The 14,880-nt window shown below is 33.4% G+C and carries 17 protein-coding genes; 6 read left to right on the top strand and 11 right to left on the bottom strand.

Annotation, left to right across the window (positions count from 1 at the left end; genetic code table 11):
• Window positions 1–27 precede the first annotated feature (27 nt).
• The 3 genes from AC3QL1_RS02265 to AC3QL1_RS02255 all read left to right on the top strand — a co-directional run bounded on the left by AC3QL1_RS02265 (window position 28) and on the right by AC3QL1_RS02255 (window position 1,398).
• Entirely contained in the window at window positions 28–396 is a 369-nt protein-coding gene (locus AC3QL1_RS02265; RefSeq protein WP_492494737.1) for a four helix bundle protein, read from the top strand.
• Window positions 397–422: 26 nt separating this feature from the next.
• The gene (locus AC3QL1_RS02260; RefSeq protein ID WP_492494735.1) at window positions 423–1,025 is read left to right on the top strand and encodes a SprT-like domain-containing protein; all 603 of its coding nucleotides are present in this window, start codon (window positions 423–425) and stop codon (window positions 1,023–1,025) included.
• 133 nt (window positions 1,026–1,158) lie between these two features.
• Window positions 1,159–1,398, top strand: coding sequence for a hypothetical protein (locus AC3QL1_RS02255; protein ID WP_492494734.1), 240 nt, complete (start codon window positions 1,159–1,161; stop codon window positions 1,396–1,398).
• Between the two features lie 504 nt (window positions 1,399–1,902).
• Here the strand turns inward: AC3QL1_RS02255 and AC3QL1_RS02250 are convergent.
• The 6 genes from AC3QL1_RS02250 to gcvP form a co-directional block, all read right to left on the bottom strand.
• Window positions 1,903–2,664: an ABC transporter ATP-binding protein gene (locus AC3QL1_RS02250; protein ID WP_492494732.1), complete on the bottom strand. Its 762-nt coding sequence runs from the start codon at window positions 2,662–2,664 to the stop codon at window positions 1,903–1,905.
• Entirely contained in the window at window positions 2,664–3,410 is a 747-nt protein-coding gene (locus AC3QL1_RS02245) for an MlaE family ABC transporter permease (protein WP_492494731.1), read from the bottom strand. The genes AC3QL1_RS02250 and AC3QL1_RS02245 overlap by 1 nt, the downstream gene beginning before the upstream one ends.
• 80 nt (window positions 3,411–3,490) lie before the next feature.
• Complete coding sequence (locus AC3QL1_RS02240; RefSeq protein WP_492494730.1) at window positions 3,491–4,339, bottom strand: glycosyltransferase family 2 protein; 849 nt, start codon at window positions 4,337–4,339, stop codon at window positions 3,491–3,493.
• A 91-nt stretch (window positions 4,340–4,430) separates the two neighbouring features.
• Window positions 4,431–4,952, bottom strand: coding sequence for a class I SAM-dependent methyltransferase (locus tag AC3QL1_RS02235; RefSeq protein ID WP_492494729.1), 522 nt, complete (start codon window positions 4,950–4,952; stop codon window positions 4,431–4,433).
• Between the two features lie 188 nt (window positions 4,953–5,140).
• Window positions 5,141–6,202: a 3-oxoacyl-ACP synthase III family protein gene (locus AC3QL1_RS02230; protein ID WP_492494727.1), complete on the bottom strand. Its 1,062-nt coding sequence runs from the start codon at window positions 6,200–6,202 to the stop codon at window positions 5,141–5,143.
• A gap of 403 nt (window positions 6,203–6,605) precedes the next feature.
• Window positions 6,606–9,455 (bottom strand): aminomethyl-transferring glycine dehydrogenase, encoded by a 2,850-nt coding sequence (gene gcvP / locus AC3QL1_RS02225; RefSeq protein ID WP_492494726.1) that lies wholly within the window; start codon window positions 9,453–9,455, stop codon window positions 6,606–6,608.
• A gap of 221 nt (window positions 9,456–9,676) precedes the next feature.
• On the opposite strand from gcvP, the gene AC3QL1_RS02220 reads away from it, so the two are divergent.
• Window positions 9,677–10,483 (top strand): UbiA prenyltransferase family protein, encoded by an 807-nt coding sequence (locus AC3QL1_RS02220; protein WP_492494724.1) that lies wholly within the window; start codon window positions 9,677–9,679, stop codon window positions 10,481–10,483.
• Window positions 10,484–10,861: 378 nt separating this feature from the next.
• Complete coding sequence (locus AC3QL1_RS02215; protein ID WP_492494722.1) at window positions 10,862–11,164, top strand: hypothetical protein; 303 nt, start codon at window positions 10,862–10,864, stop codon at window positions 11,162–11,164.
• Between the two features lie 10 nt (window positions 11,165–11,174).
• Here AC3QL1_RS02215 and AC3QL1_RS02210 read toward each other — a convergent pair whose 3' ends face one another.
• The 5 genes from AC3QL1_RS02210 to AC3QL1_RS02190 form a co-directional block, all read right to left on the bottom strand.
• Window positions 11,175–11,633, bottom strand: coding sequence for an SRPBCC family protein (locus AC3QL1_RS02210; RefSeq protein ID WP_492494721.1), 459 nt, complete (start codon window positions 11,631–11,633; stop codon window positions 11,175–11,177).
• A gap of 48 nt (window positions 11,634–11,681) precedes the next feature.
• Complete coding sequence (locus AC3QL1_RS02205; RefSeq protein WP_492494720.1) at window positions 11,682–12,590, bottom strand: TIGR01777 family oxidoreductase; 909 nt, start codon at window positions 12,588–12,590, stop codon at window positions 11,682–11,684.
• Between the two features lie 66 nt (window positions 12,591–12,656).
• On the bottom strand, window positions 12,657–13,043 hold the full coding sequence (locus tag AC3QL1_RS02200) for a hypothetical protein (RefSeq protein ID WP_492494719.1): 387 nt from the start codon (window positions 13,041–13,043) through the stop codon (window positions 12,657–12,659).
• 18 nt (window positions 13,044–13,061) lie between these two features.
• Complete coding sequence (locus AC3QL1_RS02195; protein WP_492494718.1) at window positions 13,062–13,409, bottom strand: hypothetical protein; 348 nt, start codon at window positions 13,407–13,409, stop codon at window positions 13,062–13,064.
• 56 nt (window positions 13,410–13,465) lie between these two features.
• On the bottom strand, window positions 13,466–13,969 hold the full coding sequence (locus AC3QL1_RS02190; protein ID WP_492494716.1) for a GbsR/MarR family transcriptional regulator: 504 nt from the start codon (window positions 13,967–13,969) through the stop codon (window positions 13,466–13,468).
• Between the two features lie 326 nt (window positions 13,970–14,295).
• On the opposite strand from AC3QL1_RS02190, the gene AC3QL1_RS02185 reads away from it, so the two are divergent.
• Window positions 14,296–14,709 (top strand): DUF1842 domain-containing protein, encoded by a 414-nt coding sequence (locus AC3QL1_RS02185; protein WP_492494714.1) that lies wholly within the window; start codon window positions 14,296–14,298, stop codon window positions 14,707–14,709.
• The last annotated feature ends 171 nt before the right edge of the window (window positions 14,710–14,880 follow it).

The following is a 14,880-nucleotide window of genomic DNA, read 5'->3' as shown; positions in this document are numbered from 1 at the left end:
TTAATTATGAATTATGAGTTTTGAATTATGAGTGAAAGTATTGTGAAGGTTAAGAGTTTTGAATTAGCTATTAGAGGAGTCAATTTTTATAAGTGGTTGGTTGCAGAAAAGAAAGAATTTGTGATGAGTAAACAATTTTTACGTTCCATTACTTCGGTTGGAGCAAATGTGCGCGAAGCAGTTAATGCGCAAAGTAAAGCCGATTTTATTCATAAATTATCTATTTCTCAAAAAGAATGTGACGAATCAATGTATTGGCTAGAGATATTAAATGCAACAAACTATGTTTCTGCTATAGAATTTGAATCAATGCATAATCAATGTCATGAAGTTTTGAAAATTATAAAAAGTATCATTATCACCTCAAAGAAAAATAATAAGTTAGTAAACTCATAACTCATACTTCATAACTCATAATTATTTTGAACGAAACTTTAGCTAAATACATTCCGGAACATGCAGTAAAGCCTGTTTTTGATTTGATTGTTGCCAATCAGGTTCATCTTAAAATCGTAAATGAGCGTCAGACGCGTCATGGCGATTATAGGCGCGGACATACTGGTAAACATGAAATTACGGTAAATGCAAGCTTAAATAAATATCGTTTTTTGATGACGTTAATTCATGAGATTGCCCATTTGGTTGCTTTCGAAAAGTTTGGACGAAATATCAAACCGCACGGAGACGAATGGAAATTTACATTTCAGCGTTTAATGGTTCCGTTTATTCGTCCGGAGATTTTCCCGGGACAATTATTGCCTTTATTAGCACGTCATTTTAAGAATCCTACGGCGAGTAGTGATACTGATACGACTTTGTCTTTGGCTTTAAAGCAATACGATAAGGAAAACGATAAAAATTATGTTTTTGAAATTCCCTACGGAAGCGTATTCAGAATTAAAAACGGGAAGATATTTAAGAAACTTGCCGTGAGAACAAAACGTTTTGAATGTATCGAAATAAGCTCGGGAAAGACTTATCTTTTTAATCCGAATGCTGAAGTCGAATTGATAAATATTCAATAAAATCCCAAATTCCAATTCTATAAAAATGGAGTTTGGGATTTTTGTTTAGAAAATTGTTTGCTTAAGCATAAGATATTCTTTATTCATGTTTTGCTAAATAATTGCATCTTTATAAATAAATATAAAATTGATTATGATAAAAAAACTACTTAGAATATATCTTATTTTATTGCTTTCAGGTTCCGTTCATGCACAACAAATCAATGATACAGACGTCACGGAAAAATCAAATCCAATAATCTTTGGAGAACTTTTTGGAGGTTTGGTCGGTATGAATCATTTTGGTGTTTGTGGTGGTGCCGAATTAAATTATCAAAACAAAAAAAGTCTTTTTACTTTTAGATTTACTAACGTAACCGGATATATAAAATGAGCTTAATATTTTTTTTCCGGTACCCACTTATTATCAGTCAGAAGATAATTTAGAATATGCGATTTTATATGGAAGAAGATGGCTGTCTGACAGACATTCTTTTAGTATTTCTGCCGGAATAAGCTGTAATAATCTGGATTCAAAAAGAAGGATTATTGACGAAGAAGCCGAAACATATTACTATAACCGTAATTATGAAACCTTTTACGGCGTCCCTTTTGAGCTTAATTATAAATGGTTTTATAAGAAAAGAAAATCTAAATTAATCTACAATGCTTTAATACCCAGTGTTGGCGCAAAGCTTTTGGGTAATATTTCTAAAAATAGTTATATAGGTGTTGGATTAACTCTAGGTTTAGGATTTGCAAGGGAATACTAATTATACTCTTGAAGAAAATTCCAATATAAAAAATCCCAAATTCCAATTTGTTACAGTTGGAATTTGGGATTTTTTTATTGAGTTTTCCAGTGGAATTTGGAATTTAAAATATTGGAATTTTAAAATTATCCTTTAAGATAGGCTTCTCTCACTTTTTTAAACAAGTTAGAAGAATAAACAAACTTCACAATATCTTTATTATCAGTTCTAAAGATTTCTTCCTTAGTTCCCTGCCACGCTTTTAATCCTTTTTTTAAGAATACGATATTTTCGCCAATTTCCATTACCGAATTCATATCGTGCGTGTTTATAACCGTTGTGATGTTATATTCTTCTGTAATTTCTTTTATCAGATTATCAATCAAAGTAGAAGTATTTGGATCTAAACCAGAGTTTGGTTCATCACAAAACAAATATTTCGGATTGTTTACAATCGCGCGTGCAATCGCCACACGTTTTTGCATACCTCCCGAAATCTCCGAAGGTAATTTTTTGTGCGCATCAATTAAATTTACTCTTTCAAGAACAAAATCAACACGTTCCTTAATTTTTGCTCTATTATCGCTGGTGAACATTTTTAGAGGAAAGGCAACATTTTCTTCAACAGTCATCGAATCAAATAAAGCACTTCCTTGAAAAACCATTCCAATTTCAGTTCTTAGTTCTCTTTTTTCATCTGGATTTAATTCAGAATAAACTCTTCCGTCAAATTCAATTGTTCCTGAATCTGGCGTGTGAATTCCTAATAATGTCTTTAATAAAACTGTTTTTCCAGATCCACTTTGCCCGATAATTAAGTTGGTTTTTCCGGTTTCAAAAACCGTCGAAACTCCTTTTAAAACTTTACTGTCAGCAAATGATTTTTCTATGTTTTTTACTTCTATCATTATCCTAATAATAATTGAGTTAATATATAATTAAAAAGAATAATACAAACAGATGTCCATACAAATGATACCGTACTTGCTTTTCCAACTTCTAAAGCGCCGCCTTTCATGTAATATCCGTGAAAAGATGGAATTGTAGCTAATAACATTGCGAAAATTAAAGTTTTAATAAAAGCATATGTAATATGAAAAGGAATAAATTCCATTTGTGCTCCCTGAATAAAGTCCTGACTTGTCGAAAATCCTCCGTATGCACAAGCAAGCCATCCTCCAAAAATTCCTAAAAACATACTAATTCCGATAACGAAAGGGTACATTAATAAGGCAACTATTTTTGGGAAAACAAGATAGTTTAATGAATTAACACCCATTACTTCTAAAGCATCAATTTGCTCGGTAACACGCATTGTTCCAATACTTGACGTAATGTAAGATCCCATTTTTCCGGCCATAATAACCGAGATAAAAGTAGGGGCAAACTCCAGAATCACAGATTGACGAGTGGCAAAACCAATTAAATATTTTGGAATTAACGGATTGGTTAAGTTTAGAGCAGTTTGAATGGCAACAACTCCTCCGATAAAGAAGGAAATAAAACAAACAATCCCAAGAGAATCAATTATTAAATCATCTATTTCTTTGAAAATCAAATTCTTCATAACAGACCACTTTGTCTGTTTATTAAAAATTTCTTTCAGCATTAAAAAATATCTTCCTATTTGGGATAAGTAACGAATTAGCATCATAAGTTTACAAATATTGGCTAAGGTAAAAAGAAGTTATGAGTTTTGGGTTATGAGTTGAGTATTTTCGGTTCTTTTTCGAATCAAATTAACTTTTGTTTCATTTTTTCAAAACGATATTTTCTAATAAATTTTGCCTGTTCGGGGGTAACTAACAAAGGAGTTTTAGCTTTTTTAGCTTTCCAGAATCCTCTGATATAATCTAAAAATAAGAATGGTTTTTTCTTCATCATCGCCAGTTTTGCCGAAGCAATTGAGGTAATCCAAAAACCATATCCTAAAGTATAAAAAGCTTCGCCTTGTTTGTAACGTGCTGTTTTATTGTAGTTTGCGCCTGTTGGTTTCAGGTGTTTTACATGTAATGAAGAATCTGTAACTATTTTCCAGTCATAAAATTTACAAAGTAATTCGTCTACCGTGTCCCAACCCATTGCAGGTTTTAAACCCCCAATTTGCAAAAAAGTTTCTTTTCTGTAGGCTTTCAATGCACCGCGAATATGATCTTTATCGGTCAGGTTTTCTAAAACCCAGTCACCATTTTTTTCAATGTAACAAAAACCTCCTGCCATTCCAATTTGTGGATCTGATTGAAAATGATTGATAATGGTTTCAAAATAGTTAGGAGGAAAAATTAAATCACCGTCTATTTTTACGATAATATCATAATCTGAATCTAAAGTTTCAAAACCTTTTTGAAAAGCCTGAATTACTTTACTTCCCGGCATGTGAATCGCATCAGAAGTTTTGTTTACAACAGAGATATATGGATTTTCCTTTGCAAAACCCAAAACGACTTCTTCTGTTTTATCTGTTGAATTGTCATTTACAACAACAATTTTTGAAGGTAAAACAGTTTGTGAAATCAGAGATTGTAAGGTCAGACCAATTAAATCCTGCTCGTTGTGCGCGGGAATGACGATGTAATATTTCATAATTTTTAATTTAAATCCCAATTCTTTAAATTTCAAATTCCAATCAAGGAATGCTCAATTGGAATTTGGAATTTATTTTTGGAATTTGCCGTTAGGCTCTTTCAGCGTAAACTATATAGTAACGATTGGTAAAACTGCGTAAAAATGGTCTTAAACCAAATTTCTTTACCGGGTTTGTCCATTTTTGTCTGTCGATAATTTTCCAGCCGGTTTTTTCTAAAAGCCAGTCTAATTGCCAATCTTCAAATTCATGGTAATGTCTGTCCCACATATCTGTTTTTGAACGATATGCCGGAGAAAACCACAAACGCATCGGAATTGAAATTAGAAGTTTATCTGATTGAATTTCGTTTAAAATCGTAAAAGGATTTAATAAATGTTCGAAGATTTCAAACGCAGTAACAACATCTTGTTTGTCATTTTTTAAAACATTCTGATCTAAATCTAAATCTTCACCGGTAGTATTTTTAACGGAATATCCGGCTTCTTTCATGATTTTAGAAAATGGATTTTCGACTCCTAAATCAAGAATGGTTTCAGATGTTTTAATATGCTTTTGTAAAAATTCTAAAGTAAGTTTGAATCTTTTATTGGGAAACGTTTTTTCGTACATAGTCATTGCGAGGAACGAAGTAATTTTTCGTTCTTTGATTTTATGATTAGGTGGCAAATATACTAAAAAGTCCGCATTTTAAAATGCGGACTTTTTTAGTTTTCGGTATTCAGTCACAGTTTACAGTCGCAGTAATCAGAAGCTGAAAACTGAGACTGAATACTGAGACTGAGACTTGCGACTAATAACTAGTATCTATATACAAAGGCATTAACGTTCATACCTGCTCCAACAGAAGCAAAAATTACAACGTCACCTTTATTGATTTCATGATTTTCCAGTTTTCCCTGAATTAAAAGATCATATAAAGTTGGAACGGTTGCAACGCTACTGTTTCCTAAATCATGAATACTCATTGGCATAATATTTTCAGGAGCAGTTTTGTCGTATAATTTGTAAAAACGGGCAATAATAGCTTCGTCCATTTTTTCATTTGCCTGATGAATCAGGATCTTTTTTACATCATCAATTGCAATTCCGCTTTTGTCCAGACAGCTTTTCATCGCGCATGGAACCTGGCTTAAGGCAAATTCGTAGATTTTTCGGCCATACATTTTGATGTATTTAATATCCGGATCTAAATCAGGATTGTATGATTTTCCGAAGAATAAAAAGTTAGCTTCGTCATTTGCATAAGTGGCACTTTCGTAAGATAACAAACCAGTTTCATCATCATCAGAAGCTTCTAAAATGGAAGCTCCGGCACCATCAGAATAAATCATAGAATCACGATCATGATCGTCGACAACTCTTGATAAAGTTTCGGCACCAATTACCAAAACACGATTTGCCATTCCGGATTTAATGAATGCGTTCGCTTGCAAAACACCTTCAATCCAGCCCGGACATCCGAAAAGAATATCGTAAGCAACACATTTTGGGTTTTTGATTCCTAATTTGTTTTTTACCCTTGTCGCTAAACTTGGTAAAATATCAGATTGGTTTGTACCTGTTTTTACATCACCAAAATTGTGTGCAAAAATGATATAGTCTAAAGTTTCACGATCAATTTTGGCATTTTCAATTGCTCTTTCGGCTGCAAAAAATGCCAGGTCTGATGAAGTATGGTGATCTTCGGCGTAACGTCGATTTTCGATTCCGGTTATACCTTTGAATTTTTTAATTACAACTTCATTCGGGTAGCCAAAAGGAGTTCCGTCTTCATTCAAAAAAATATGTTTGTCAAAATCAGTATTCTTAACTTCTTTATTAGGAATGTAACTTCCTATGCCTATTATCTTTATTTTCATTCTTCCCTTTAATTATGCAATAAATTTATGGCTAAATTATAAATAAAATTATGATAACTATCATAAAAAATACTATGCATGCATATAATTATCAAATAGTAATTTTTTTCTGAATATATTGTTTATTTTCTAATGATTTTGTGATTTTACCGAGATTTCAAACGTTTGCGATTTGTTTGCGAACTGATTTTTATTTCGTTTAATTCTTAAAGTTTTTTTATTTTGTTATAAATGAAACGGAAGATTTGGAATGTGTTAAAGATTGGAAGAGTTTAAAATTTTAAGTTTCAGGTTTCAGGTTTCAAGTTAGTTGGAACCTGAAACATGAAACCTGAAACAAAAAAGAAACCCGACAAGTTTAAGAACCTGTCGGGTTTGGATATTTATTTAAAAGAAAACTTTCTTAATTTTCCATGTAAGCTTCGATAGGAGCACAGCTGCAGATTAAGTTTCTGTCACCGTACGCGTCATCTACACGACGAACAGATGGCCAGAATTTATTTTCAGCAATATACTCTAATGGGTAAGCCGCTTTTTCTCTGGAGTATGGGAAATCCCAAGAATCAGTAGTTAACATTGCCAATGTGTGCGGTGCATTTTTCAATACGTTGTTTTTATCATCGGCAGTTGCAGCTTCGATCTCTTTTCTGATTGAAATAAGAGCATCACAAAAACGATCTAACTCAGCTAAATCTTCAGATTCTGTAGGCTCGATCATTAAAGTTCCTGCCACAGGGAAAGAAACCGTAGGAGCGTGGAAACCATAATCCATCAAACGTTTTGCGATATCACCAACTTCAATTCCGTTTTCTTTAAATGAACGGCAATCTAAAATCATTTCGTGAGCCGCTCTTCCACATTCTCCTGTATAAAGAATTGGGTAGTGACCTTCAAAACGTGATTTCATATAGTTGGCATTCAAAATCGCATGTTCTGTAGCACTTTTTAATCCTTCGGCGCCCATCATTGTGATGTAACCGTAAGAAATTAAACAAACTAAAGCTGATCCGTAAGGAGCAGAAGAAATAGCTGTAATCGCTTGTTCACCACCAACTTTTAAGATTGGGTTTGTTGGTAAAAACGGAACCAGTTTTTCATTCACGCAAATTGGTCCAACTCCAGGTCCGCCACCACCGTGAGGAATAGCGAATGTTTTGTGTAAGTTTAAGTGACAAACGTCAGCACCAATTGTAGCAGGATTTGTTAATCCAACTTGTGCGTTCATGTTGGCACCATCCATATATACTAATCCGCCATTGTCGTGGATTAATTTAGTTATTTCAATAATTGAAGATTCGAAAACTCCGTGAGTAGAAGGATATGTTACCATTAAACAAGATAAATCATCTTTGTGTTCAATCGCTTTTTCTCTTAAATCTTCTACGTCAATATTTCCTTCCGGAGTAGTTTTAGTAACAATGATTTTCATTCCGGCCATCGCTGCAGAAGCAGGATTGGTTCCGTGAGCAGATGAAGGAATCAAACATACATTACGGTGACTTTCGTTTCTTGATAAATGGTAAGCACGAATTGCCATTAAACCGGCATATTCTCCCTGAGCTCCAGAGTTAGGCTGTAATGTTGTTCCGGCAAATCCGGTAATTACATTTAGTTGCTCCTCCAGTTTTTTAAGCATCGTGATATAACCTTCAGCTTGCTCAACTGGTGCAAAAGGGTGAATGCTGTTCCAGTTTGGCATTGATAAAGGCAACATTTCCGAAGCTGCGTTTAATTTCATTGTACAAGAACCTAATGAAATCATCGAATGATTCAATGATAAATCTTTACGCTCTAATTTTTTGATGTAACGCATGATCTGACTTTCTGAATGATGATTGTTGAATACATCATGCGTTAAGAAAGGCGACGTTCTTTCTAATGAAGCAGGTAATTGACTTGCAGTTGCTAATTCAGCAATAGTAAAAGTTTCTTTTCCTAAAGCTTCAGCAAAAATGGCAATAATTTGGTTGATGTCGGCAATTGAAGTTGTTTCATTAAATGAAATAGAAATCGTATCAGCATCAACATAGTAGAAGTTTACTTCGTTTTTCTCTGCAATAGCTTTTACTTTTTGAGCATCTGCTTTTACTAAGATAGTATCAAAGTAAGCCGTATTAGTTTGGAAAACGCCTAGTTTATTTAAAGCTTCAGCAGTAGTAACCGCTGATGCGTGAACTTTGTTTGCAATGTATTGTAACCCTTTTGGTCCGTGGTAAACCGCATACATTCCGGCCATAACCGCTAATAAAACCTGCGCTGTACAAATGTTTGAAGTTGCTTTTTCACGTTTAATGTGCTGCTCACGAGTTCCTAACGCCATACGTAAAGCACGATTTCCGTTTACATCAATCGAAACTCCGATGATACGACCTGGCATAGATCGTTTGTATTCATCTTTAGTGGCAAAAAATGCAGCATGAGGGCCACCATAACCCATTGGTACACCAAAACGCTGTGTAGTTCCAACAACTACTGCAGCTCCCATTTCTCCCGGAGAAGTTAAGGCAGCTAATGATAAAATATCAGCAGCAAAGGCAACTTTTATTTCGTTTTCTTTTGCTTTGGCAACAAAAGCGCTGTAATCGTTTACCTGACCGTATTTACCCGGATATTGCAAAATGGCTCCGAAGAACTCATTTGAAAAATCAAAGTTTTCGTGGTTACCAACAACTAATTCAATTCCGATAGGAGTTGAACGAGTTTGAAGTATCGATAAAGTTTGTGGTAAAATTTCTTCAGAAACGAAGAATTTATTGATATTATTTTTCTTTTGGTCACGTGTACGAACGTCAAATAACAAAGCCATAGCTTCGGCAGCAGCAGTTCCTTCATCAAGTAAAGAAGCGTTTGCAATTTCCATTCCTGTTAATTCAATAACAGTAGTCTGGAAATTTAAAATAGCTTCAAGACGACCTTGAGCAATTTCAGCCTGATAAGGCGTATAAGCCGTATACCATCCCGGGTTTTCGAAGATATTTCTTTGAATCGGAGCCGGAACAATAGTTGGATGATAACCCAAACCAATATACGATTTGAATACTTTGTTCTTCTTTCCTAATTCCTGAATATGATTTGCGAATTCGTATTCCGTCATTGCAGGATCTAAGTTTAAAGGTGCTTTTAAACGAATGTCATCCGGAAGGGTTTCGTAAACAAGTTGTTCGATCGATTCAACCCCAATAGTTTGTAACATGTGTTGAAGATCTGTTTCTCTTGGGCCAATGTGTCTTAAAGCAAAAGCATCTGTTCTCATTTGTAGCTATCTATTTTTTAAAAATCAAATGTAATTTTCGGATGTAATATTCGACTTAATCTCATGTTACACAAGGTTTATTACATTTTATAGTAAATGTGTTGTTTTTTTGTGGCGCAAAATTAAGTATTATTAATAATTTAATGGGTATTTTTAACTTCAATTTTTGTCAAATTTTTAACTAAAGAGTTGATTTGTTACCAATTGATTAGATTTGAGCTATGAAACTTCTAAAGCAGATATTCGATTTTTACCTCAACAGCAGTATTCATGTGGCTTTATCGTGCTTTGCTTTGGTTCGGGTTACGTTTCATGTGTTTCATATTCAGTATGATGAGCCAATGGCTTTGTTTGTTTTTTTCGGAACAATTGTGGGGTATAATTTTGTTAAATATGATGCGCTGGTTCGCGTGCAGCAAAAACCAATCGGAAATCAACTAAAAATTATTGCTGTTTTAAGTCTCTTTTCGCTGATTTTAGTCGGATATTATTTTTTTCAATTAAAAAGAATTACTCAAATTGTTTCATTTGGAATCTTTGCGATTACAGCACTTTATACACTTCCGTTTTTTCCAAATCGAAAGAATGCCCGAAACTGGGCGGGCGTTAAAATTTATATCGTCGCGCTTTGTTGGGTTGGAGCGACTTTGGTTCTGCCGTATATAAATGCCGAAGTTCCGTTTACAGGTAATTTTTTCATTAAATGCATTCAGCGTTTTGTATTGGTTTTTGTACTGATTCTGGTTTTTGAAATCTTGGACCTGGCCAATGACGATCCGCATTTAAAAACTGTTCCGCAGACAATTGGAGTTAAGAAAACCAAAATTCTGGGCTTCCTATTATTGATTCCGTTTTGGATCGTAGGTATATTGTCATTCACTTTTCACGAGCTAATTATAAACCTAATAATGGTTGTCATGCTCATGTTATTTATTGCTTTTGCAAACCCAAACCGATCCAAATATTACACCTCTTTCTGGGTCGAAAGCGTCCCGATATTTTGGTGGCTTATGCTTGTGTTTTTTTAAATAAGTTTAAAGTTTTGGGCGTGTCCCTCCGGGTCGGGCTATCCGCTGCAAGTCCTCGCACTTCCTTCGTCAGGCTGTGGGCTTTCCACTTCTATCCCTCACGCAAAATGTAAAACTAGAAAATTTATTTTCAAAAGAAATTTAGAATCACTTTTTTGAATTGCCTTGGCTGCTTTCCGTTTAAAATCTCAATAAATATTTTTTACTATAACAGAATTAAAATATATTTGAAAAAACAACCACATGGAAAAACAAATTACTTTTTTTAGATTCAAATTCACAGACTTACAGTTCATTGTCTTCTTTTTTTGCTGGATGTTTTTTCTGGGTTTTATTTGGCCACTAATTATAGGATCTTACTTTTTTATGTCCGTTTTTGTGTGTGGGTTTTCCGTTATTTTTGCAGGTCTTTTCAATCGATTGGTGGCATTGGTGATTCTGGCATTGGCTTTTATAAATGGATCACTTGTCCGATTCTATCAGAAATTCATGTTGGTTGTTATAGCTATTTTTGCCACATTGATTTACAGTATTTGGATTCCTATGAATTTCTGGATTTATATGGCACATCTTACAATTAATATTTTTTCTATCTTTTTAATGTACAGAATGTTTTATAGAAAAGGAAGTGCAGATGCATTAGATGAAGTTATTATTTTTGATGATCAGGATAATGATTGAGTACTCCAAATTAAAACAAATGTCTTTCTGAAACTTCCTTGAGAATCTTATTTCTTTCCAAAAGAAACTGAGTCATGTGTTTTTCCAAAAATAAAATATCAAATAATTCTCCAAATAACCCAAACGGAGTTTCATATTGCAATTTGTCTTTCATGGTTGTAATTCCGTTTTCTTCTTCAAAAAAATGTTCATGTCTAAAAGATTTGAATTTGCCGCGTTCCATTTCATCCACAAAATAATCGTAAAAATTCATCACCGGAATTTTGGTTTTATGTGTGAGATAAAACCCAAAATGTTTGCCGCGCCACGTTACGGTTTCGTTTAAATTGATCAATCCTGAAGTTACGCCGGCAATTGCTTTTTCGTTTGTTTTACTCGCAGATTGTTGGTGAACATCGATATTTCTTGAAGCATCAAAAACGATTTGTTTGGGTGCTTTTATTTTTGTTGTAAGGTTTATTGTTGTCATAATTAGTGTGCATTATCTTTGCCAAATTTTTAAACTTTGACAAAGATTTTAGGTTAAAAGATCACGAAAAGCAGTATCAATATTTCCATACTTAAATTCAAATCCATTTTCCAAAAGCCTTTTCGGAATTACATTTCTACTTTTCAAAACCAATTCAGGTTCTGTTCGAATAATAAAAGATCCAATTTTAAGAAGGAAAGTATTTATCGGAATTCCGAAAGGAAAACCAACTGCTTTTCGAAGTTTTTGCATAAAATCAGCATTGCGAATCGGTTTCGGAGAAACAATATTAATAACTCCGGTTATTTCTTTTTGAAGAATAAAATCAACTGCATTTGCAAAATCTTCTTCATGAATCCAGCTTATAAACTGATTTCCTTTTCCTTGTTTGCCGCCAAAACCTGTTTTTGCCAAAGTTTTCAACGGAATAAAAGCGCCGCCATTTTTGCCTAAAACAATTGAAGTTCGCAAAGCAGTTTTCAAAGTATTTGGAGTTTCGGTTTTAAAAAATGCTTTTTCCCAGGATAAGGCAACATTTATAGAAAAATCATTTCCAATTTCGCCATCAACCTCATCCATTTCTTTATCCAAAGAAAAACGATAAATGGTAGAAGTTGATGAATTTAGCCAGTGTTTTGGTGGATTAGTACAATTTAAAACCGCTTTATTCAAAATCCTGGTGCTTTGAATTATGGACCACAAAATTGCTTTTTTGTTTTCTGTTGTATAACGGCAATCAACAGATTTTCCGGCAAGATTAATTAAAACTGTCGCATTTTCCAGTTCCTTTTCCCAGCCTGAAAAAGTTTTTGCATTCCAGTTTACATATTTTATTCCGTCAATTGTTTTAGATTTTCCTCGGGTCAGAATTACAATCTCATCAAATTTATCTTTGAAATGATTGACTAAAACCTGTCCTAAAAGTCCTGTTCCGGCTGCTATAATAAGTTTGTTCATCGTTGTTAGGTTTAGTAGTAAACCCAACAGGTTTTTAAAACCTGTCGGGTTTCTGGAGTGTGTAAATTAGGCTTTAAAAACCAATCTTTCTTGTTGTTGTGCTTCTTTGGCTTTTCTTTTTCCTCTAAAGAAGAAATACAAATTGAAGAATAACATGATACCGAGATAAATAGCAAATCCGCCAATTTTGTAGCTCAGTCTTTCAATTAATGCCTGATAAGTGTCTTGATATAAATTAAGTTCTAAAATCATTAAGGCAAAACCAATATTTAAAAGATAAAATCCCGTTTCGAAAAGTTTGTTGGTTGCCTGCGCAATATCTTCACGGCCTTTAAAAATATCCAGCATAAATATTTTTCCGTTTTTGAAAAGTGTTTTAGAAACGTAATAAGTAAGGAATAAAGCGATTGGTAAATAGATTCCGTAACCGATTAAAATTTTTGTAGTTTCCATGGTATTTAAATTTAAGTGTTATTTGATTAATTTGTGAATGTACTTGGTTAGAATAATAATGTTGAAATAATGCAAAATCGAAATGATGAAAATAATGATTGCCGTTTTTGTTCCGATGGTTTCAATTAGCTGTGTGGAAGATGCAATTTTTTCCCACGAAATAAGTGTCATCGCACAGTAACCAATGTTGAGCAGATAATAGGCCATCAGCAAAACCTGATTGATTTTTTGACAGATATCAGCATGATTCGGAATAAGTTCTGCTACGTAAATGTTACCGTTTTTGTAGCATATTTTTCCAACTTTTAAAATGATGAAAATCGTAATGCCGAGGTAGATAAAATATCCAATGATGTTGAGGTTCATAACTATTATTTATTTTTAAACTTTCAGAAAAAAATGAAAGTTTTGATTAAATTTTTTTACTTCATGATTTTCATAACCAGACGCCCTAACCAGTTTTCATTGAATTCTGTTATTTTGTCTAACATATTATCTGCTTTTAAAACAAAATCATATAGTTTGGAAGTTTGATCTACAAAGTGTTTTTCTTCTGCAGAATCCTTTGCTTCAATTGTCGAAACTTCTTTTAATATTTTAAGCGCAGGTTTTATTTCTCTTTTGCTTCTTTCTCTGGATATTTTTACAGCTAATTCGTCTAAGTCTTTTTCGGCAGTAAAAAATTCTCTTCTTTCTCCCGCTTTATATTCTTTATAGACAATTCCCCAATCCATTAAAGCTCTTAGGTTCATACTTGCATTTCCGCGGGAAATTTGCAATTCATCCATAATATCTTCCATCGAAACAGGTTCGTTTGAAATCATTAATAAAGCATGAATCTGTGCCATGGTTTTATTAATTCCCCATTGAGAACCTAATGCTCCCCAGGTTTGTACAAACTTATTTTTTGCTTCTTTGAATTCCATAGATCAAATGTAAGTAAAAGTTTTTAAACTTTCAAAAATAAATGAAAGTTAATTTGAAAAACTTTCAAATTTAATCAAAACAATCTCGTGTCATTTTTTATCTCGCTTACAACTAAGAATTCCTGCCTCATGACATTTTTTAATTTATCTCTATTTATCTGATATAGTTTTGAAGTATAAAATAAAGAAAATCAATCAAATACTTCAGGTTTATTTCCTGAAATATTGAAAACACAACAAATCAAACAGGTGGAGCAGAAACCACTAAAATAAACGAGGCGGTACCGAAAAGCCTTATGAGTAGGAAAACCTTAATCAAAAAAGTTATGTCAGATTTATTAGCAGGTGCTTATTTAGCAAAAGGCACAATAGGAAATGTTGGAACTCCAGGTGCTCCAATTGCAACATTTAGTTTAGTAGTTGTACCATCACAACATACAGTTTCTGGTACAGTAGTGGTTACTCAGGCAATAAGTGGTCCTGATAGTCATATTGTTGTTCCGGTAACAGGAAAAATATATGCAACAGGATTTGGTAAAGTAACTCAGGTAGTTAGTTTACAAGGACAATATGTTCATTCTGTTCCTCCTCCTGCAATTGGTTCTTTTTTGGCCAATTTTGATGCTCATTTAGCAATCGACAATGCATGGAACGGAACTGGAGGTTTTTCATATTATCAACATAATATTGAAAATGTTCCGGTAGCGGCAGCAAAAAATTTGAAAGAGGAATTAGTTTAGGAATTATTTTCTACAACTAATTACAGGAATATTAATAATCTGCATCAATATATTCCTGACTTGATTATAATTTTTACTTAAAAGATCGCCGGGGTGGGCGATCTTTTTGTTTCAGATTATTTCTAAATATTTTAATACCAAAAACAAAATAAACAAACCCAATAACAACAA

This window comes from Flavobacterium sp. GW823-FHT04A11 (genome assembly GCF_058796535.1).
Note: the sequence above shows the minus strand (reverse complement) of the source record. Positions and strands in the feature narration are given on the sequence as shown.

What these genes read in the sequence shown, in the direction of transcription:
- AC3QL1_RS02265 (WP_492494737.1), top strand. Translation starts at nt 28, where the DNA reads ATGAGTGAAAGTATTGTGAAGGTTAAGAGTTTTGAATTAGCTATTAGA.
- AC3QL1_RS02255 (WP_492494734.1), top strand. Translation starts at nt 1,159, where the DNA reads ATGATAAAAAAACTACTTAGAATATATCTTATTTTATTGCTTTCAGGT.
- AC3QL1_RS02250 (WP_492494732.1), bottom strand. Translation starts at nt 2,664, where the DNA reads ATGATAGAAGTAAAAAACATAGAAAAATCATTTGCTGACAGTAAAGTT.
- AC3QL1_RS02245 (WP_492494731.1), bottom strand. Translation starts at nt 3,410, where the DNA reads ATGATGCTAATTCGTTACTTATCCCAAATAGGAAGATATTTTTTAATG.
- AC3QL1_RS02240 (WP_492494730.1), bottom strand. Translation starts at nt 4,339, where the DNA reads ATGAAATATTACATCGTCATTCCCGCGCACAACGAGCAGGATTTAATT.
- AC3QL1_RS02235 (WP_492494729.1), bottom strand. Translation starts at nt 4,952, where the DNA reads ATGTACGAAAAAACGTTTCCCAATAAAAGATTCAAACTTACTTTAGAA.
- AC3QL1_RS02230 (WP_492494727.1), bottom strand. Translation starts at nt 6,202, where the DNA reads ATGAAAATAAAGATAATAGGCATAGGAAGTTACATTCCTAATAAAGAA.
- gcvP (WP_492494726.1), bottom strand. Translation starts at nt 9,455, where the DNA reads ATGAGAACAGATGCTTTTGCTTTAAGACACATTGGCCCAAGAGAAACA.
- AC3QL1_RS02220 (WP_492494724.1), top strand. Translation starts at nt 9,677, where the DNA reads ATGAAACTTCTAAAGCAGATATTCGATTTTTACCTCAACAGCAGTATT.
- AC3QL1_RS02210 (WP_492494721.1), bottom strand. Translation starts at nt 11,633, where the DNA reads ATGACAACAATAAACCTTACAACAAAAATAAAAGCACCCAAACAAATC.
- AC3QL1_RS02205 (WP_492494720.1), bottom strand. Translation starts at nt 12,590, where the DNA reads ATGAACAAACTTATTATAGCAGCCGGAACAGGACTTTTAGGACAGGTT.
- AC3QL1_RS02200 (WP_492494719.1), bottom strand. Translation starts at nt 13,043, where the DNA reads ATGGAAACTACAAAAATTTTAATCGGTTACGGAATCTATTTACCAATC.
- AC3QL1_RS02195 (WP_492494718.1), bottom strand. Translation starts at nt 13,409, where the DNA reads ATGAACCTCAACATCATTGGATATTTTATCTACCTCGGCATTACGATT.
- AC3QL1_RS02190 (WP_492494716.1), bottom strand. Translation starts at nt 13,969, where the DNA reads ATGGAATTCAAAGAAGCAAAAAATAAGTTTGTACAAACCTGGGGAGCA.
- AC3QL1_RS02185 (WP_492494714.1), top strand. Translation starts at nt 14,296, where the DNA reads ATGTCAGATTTATTAGCAGGTGCTTATTTAGCAAAAGGCACAATAGGA.